At 68.3% G+C, this 5,169-nt stretch carries 3 protein-coding genes, 1 tRNA gene and 1 pseudogene; 4 read left to right on the top strand and 1 reads right to left on the bottom strand.

All coding sequences use genetic code 11. The features are described 5' to 3' along the window. The first annotated feature begins 50 nt into the window (after nt 1–50). The 4 genes from ADBZ5N_RS17300 (at nt 51) to ADBZ5N_RS17285 (ending at nt 4,242) form a co-directional block, all read left to right on the top strand. Nucleotides 51–123, top strand: a tRNA-Arg gene (locus ADBZ5N_RS17300). 16 nt (nt 124–139) lie between these two features. Then, nucleotides 140–1,207: a site-specific integrase gene (locus tag ADBZ5N_RS17295; protein ID WP_526259556.1), complete on the top strand. Its 1,068-nt coding sequence runs from the start codon at nt 140–142 to the stop codon at nt 1,205–1,207. 48 nt (nt 1,208–1,255) lie between these two features. After that, nucleotides 1,256–3,697, top strand: a complete 2,442-nt coding sequence (locus tag ADBZ5N_RS17290) for a tyrosine-type recombinase/integrase (RefSeq protein ID WP_526259553.1) — start codon at nt 1,256–1,258, stop codon at nt 3,695–3,697. Beyond that, a complete protein-coding gene (locus ADBZ5N_RS17285) occupies nt 3,694–4,242 on the top strand; it encodes a DUF6262 family protein (protein ID WP_526259551.1) in 549 nt (182 codons plus the stop codon). The genes ADBZ5N_RS17290 and ADBZ5N_RS17285 overlap by 4 nt, the downstream gene beginning before the upstream one ends. Before the next feature lie 654 nt (nt 4,243–4,896). On the opposite strand, the pseudogene ADBZ5N_RS17280 reads toward ADBZ5N_RS17285, so the two are convergent. Beyond that, nucleotides 4,897–5,169: pseudogene (locus ADBZ5N_RS17280) on the bottom strand (Hsp70 family protein); the annotation flags it as partial.

Here is a 5,169-nt window from a genome sequence, read left to right as displayed (position 1 = left end):
CCTCTCGCCTCCGCCGCGGTCGAATGCTCGGCCACGACAACTGAAGACCGGCGCCCGTAGCTCAACGGATAGAGCATCTGACTACGGATCAGAAGGTTAGGGGTTCGAATCCCTTCGGGCGCACTCACTACCAGCGGAAATGCGTCTCGCCGAGGGGCGGAATTCGTCCACGAGGTCCTATGCGGGGGCCATCGCGTTGTTCCTGCGGTGGTGCGTTCGCACCGGCCGGCACTGGCATGACGGCGTGGCGGCGCTGGGGTTGTTCATCACCTGGCTGCGCCATGCCGGGCCGCAGGCCAGCGGTGTCGATGTCGGGGTTGGTGGGCAGGTGCTGGTGGGTCCGGGCGCGGAGCCGGTGCGTCAGGCTCGACGGATCAACGGTGTGCTGACCGCGGTGCGGGGGTTCGTCGCCCACGCAGTGACGTCCGGGCATGCGCCGGGCGAGCTGATAGGGCTGATCTACGAGCTGGCCGACGAGCGTGACCTGCCGGGGCAGGCTCGCGGCGAGGGGGCCCGGATGGCCTGGCGGATGCGGGCGCGGCATCGGTTACACGAGCCGGAGGCGACGGTGGATCGGGCCAGCGACGCCGAGATCGTGGCGCTACTGCGGGCTTGCCGGTCGGCGCGGGACCGGCTGATCGTGCTGTTGATGGCCAGAGCCGGGCTGCGGCGCGGCGAATTGTGTGGCCTGCGGCGCTCGGATGTCCATCTGCTGTTCGACTCGCGTGCGCTGGGCTGTGCGATGCCGCGGGCCCATCTGCATGTGGTGCGTCGGGATAATCCGAACGGGGCGTGGGCCAAGTCCCGTCGCCAGCGGGTGGTGCCGCTGGATTTTCTGGTGGTGCAGGTTGTCGACGCCTACGAGTTCGAGCGGTTCGCGGTGCCGCGGGCGTGCGAGTCAGATTTCCTGCTGGTCAACCTGTTTCGGGAACCGATCGGTGCGCCGATGCGCCCGGACTCGATCAACGAGGTCATCACCGCGTGCTCACGGCGGGCCGGGATCGAGCATGTGACGCCGCACCGGCTGCGGCACGCGTTCGGCAGCAACCTGGCTGATGCGGGTAGTGGTCTGGATGAGATCGCGACGTTGATGGGTCATGCGTCGATGAGTTCGTCGCAGGTCTACCTGCACCCTGACCCGGGCCGGCTGCGTGAGGCCGTCGACCGGGTTCCCAGCCCACGCGCACTGTCGAGGATCGACCGGTGAGCGTTGCGCAGGCGCTGGCAGCAGTACCAGGCGCCCCTGCCGGGGAGCATGTGTTCGCCGGCGAGCGGATCGACCACCCAGGTCGGCCGGATCGCTGCCGTGGTCGACCCGGCCTTCCTCGCCGAGGCCGGCTGGGATCCTGGCCGGCAGATCCTGGTGTTCGCACCGGAACATCCGCTGCTGGGGCGCCGAATCTGCCGTGCCGAGGGCTGCGCGACGACCGCGACCGCGGCGTCAGGAATCTGTGGTTCCTGCCGGAAACGGCTCACCGAGAACGGGCTTGATGAGTCTGACGTCGCCGCACTGCCGCCTCGGGAACGGCGCAGTCAGCGCCGCGGTCCGCAAAGCTGCCGGGTGCAGGGTTGTGCGCGGGAATGGCTGACGTTGCGGTCGGGGTTGTGCTCGGTGCATGCCGAACAAAAGCGGCGCATGCCGGGAGTCGTCTTCTCGGCGTTCCTCACGCATCAGACGGTGACACCGCTTCCGCCGCTGCCTGATTGCTTGGTCGACGCCTGCGTCCGGCAGCGGAGCCATCCCGCCGGGCTCTACTGCCATGCCCACCAGCAGCGACTGCGCAGCCTCAGGAAACAGGACCCGAGTCTCGACGAATCATGTTGGCAGGCTATCGAATCAGCGATAGGACACGGCGGTGAGGTGAGCCTGCGTGGTTTGCCGCCGCTGGTGATCGCCGAACTGTTGGTGGGCCTGCAGCAGCGCTGCCGAATCAACGCGGTCAAGACCAGTGATGCGGTGCTACAGGTGCTGATCAACGACATCCGCGCCCAGCGGGTGGCCTCGCTGGCTGACTACACCATCGGCGAGGACCGCGACCTGGAATTCACCGGCCTGGCCAACTGCCTGATCGGTCACGCCCGCCGAGCATTGTCGACCCCGGAAACCGAAGTCACCCAGGACGAATGGGACCTGACGGTGTTCGGGCACAACGGCACACTGTCGTTCACCGCCATCACCCAGACCTGGCTGCGGGAGGCGGCCAAACGGTGGGCCGCTGACGACCTACCGAAACGACGTGTCCGGTCAAGGCGGCGCACCAGCGCCGGCATGGCGGTGCGCCACTACATCGGCTGCCTGGCACGCCTATCGGAGTCGCTGCGCATGCGGGAGGACCGCGGCGAACAGCCGGCGGTGCTGGGACGAGCCGACATGGAGGCCTTCCTGCACCGGCTGGCCTACCTCGAATCGGGCGGGCAGATCAGCGGCGACGCCCGCATTCGGGCCTGTCGTGAGGTCCGCGCGGTGCTCACCGCTGTCCGGGCGATGGGACTGACCAGACCCGGGGGAATCGCGGCGGGCCTCGGCGAGGACTTCGCCATCAGGCAGGCCGACGTGCCCGCCGAACCCGAACCAGAAGAGCCGAACCGGGACCTGCCGCCGGAAATCATGGCCCAACTGTGCGCACACCTGGATCGACTGACCTCACCGCAGATGCGCACCGCCGTCGAACTGGCCATCGACACCGGCCGGCGCCCCGAGGAGATCTGCGCCCTGGCCTTCGATTGCCTGACCCGCGACGACGACGGACTTGCCGTGCTGATCTATGACAACCACAAGGCCAACCGGCCCGCGCGGCGCTTGCCGATCAGCGAGCAGACCGCCGCCGTCGTCATCGCCGCGCAGCAGCGAGTCCGAGACCGATACCCGCACACCCCGGTCGGTGAACTCACACTGCTACCCACCGATCGCCGCAACCCCGATGGGCGCCGCGCGATCACCGCGTTCTCACTCGCGTTCGCGCACCGAACCTGGGTCGACCGAATACCGATGCTGCACAACGCCGACGGTATCGAATACGACAAGAGCAAGATCGTCCTCTACGCCTACCGGCACAGCTACGCCCAACGCCACGCCGACGCCGGTGTTCCCGTCGAGGTGCTGCGCGAGCTGGTGTCGCACCGCAAGCTCGAAACCACCAGCGGCTACTACCGAGTCGGCGAAACCCGCCGCCGCGACGCCGTCGACCGGGTCACCGCGATGCAATTCGACCGGCACGGCAACCGCATCTGGCGGCAAGCCCAAGCGCTGATGGACTCCGAGCACGCCCGCCGCGCCATCGGTGAGGTCGCCGTCCCGTTCGGCGTCTGCGCAGAACCGTCCAACGTCAAAGCCGGCGGCGGCGCCTGCCCATTCCGGTTCCGCTGCGCCGGCTGCGACCACTTCCGCACCGACATCTCCTACCTGCCCGACCTCCACGCCTACCTCGACGACCTCCTGCGGACCCGCGAACGCCTGCTCGCCACCACCGAACTCGATCAATGGGCACGCACCGAAGCCATGCCCTCCGAGGAAGAAATCCGCCGCATCCGCCGCCTCATCGAACAGATCAGCCACGGCCTCGACACACTCGAACCCGAAGCACGACAACACCTCCAACAAGCCGTCACCCTCGTGCGCCGCCACCGCAGCACCACCCTCGGCATGCCCCGCACCCGCCAACCCCTGCCCGACCTACGCCCAGAAAGAACCCCGTGACCACCAACACCGCCGTCGTTGACGCGATGATCCACGGACGTCGAGCCGACTCCACCCGACGCCGCCAACGCGTCCTCACCGCACTCGACAACGCCATCACAGACGGCGCCGAACTCCGCGTCACCGACATCGCTCGCCGCGCCGGGGTCGACCGCACCTTCCTCTACCGCCACCGCGACCTACTCGAACGCATCCACACCGCCGCCGCCCAGCCACCCGACAAACCCGGCCTGGGCCCCTCGGCCACCCGCGCATCACTGCAAGCCGACCTGCTCGCAGCACAGCAACGCTGCGCCCGCATGGCCGCACACACCCAACAACTCGAGAAACATCTGTCCGAACTACTCGGCGAACAAGCATGGCGCACAACCGGACTCGGCGCCCCCACCGACATCGACCAGCTTCAACAACGCATCGCAACGCTCGAACAACAAGTCGTTGACTCCCACCTTCAACTCGAAGAACGCGACCAAGACCTCGCCGCCGCCCGCGCCGCCAACCGAGAACTCATGACCAGGCTCAACGCATCCACGCCGAACGGATAACACACAACCGTCGAAACCCTTGCACAACACCTGTTGCACACGATACGTTCCAACCACAGCTGCGGGACCTGCGCAAACGCGGGAGAACTGCATCAGCTCAGGGCCAGACCCCCAGAGAACCGGCCCCACACCGCCCACGGTGAACTCACCCCAACCGAGTTCGGCATCCAGTGGGCCGCGACCCACCACCATGTCGCGTAGCGGCTGGACCACAAGCGGGTGCGCCTGACGTCGTCCGGTAAAAGCCGGGCGCCACGATTGTTTTGCGAAGAAGGCCCCGACAATGCGCTGAGTCAGGTCGTGCTCGTGCACCGCACGCTGTGCAACCGCACGCCCGGTGGTCTCGGTCAGCATCCCGCTGAGCTGGGCCAACTCGGGGCGGCGGCCCAGTAGATTCTCGACCCCCGGCATGACGTGCAGTAGGCGCGGCAGGGCAGGAAGTGCAGTAATTTCACCGATCCCTGGGGCCGGCCCCACTGGGTAACGTCGGAGTGTTGAGCGTGTGGTGAGCATGTCGCCGCCGCCGTAGGCCCCCATTACAACTGGCAGGAATCCGCACATGGCGCAGCATTGCGAACAGCAGGGACAGTCGAGCCAGGGACAGACCAGCCGTGGGAGCGGGCGGGCCGGTAAAGGGCGTGGCCGCCGTCAGCCCTATGCCTGGCTCGGGGCCGGCGCGGTGGGTGTCGGCCTGGGTGTGGGGGTGGTGCTGTCCGCGGGTGCGGGGGTGGCCCACGCCGATGGTGGTCGCGGGGATTCCTCGTCGCCGCGGTCGGCGGATTCCCCGTCTTCGGGGTCGGGGTCGGCGGGCCCCGAGGACCTCGCCCCGGCGCCGTCGCGTCGGGGGGGCGGAGTGCCCGCGCCCCGGTCGGGCCGGGTTTCGGGAGAGGTGGCGGCGCCGTCGGCGTCGGCGTCGGTGCGCCCGGC

The sequence above is a fragment of the Mycobacterium sp. genome (genome assembly GCF_044370595.1).
Taxonomy (GTDB): Bacteria; Actinomycetota; Actinomycetes; order Mycobacteriales; family Mycobacteriaceae; genus Mycobacterium.
The sequence above is the reverse complement of the archived record's forward strand: the minus strand, read 5'-3'. Positions and strand labels throughout refer to the sequence as shown.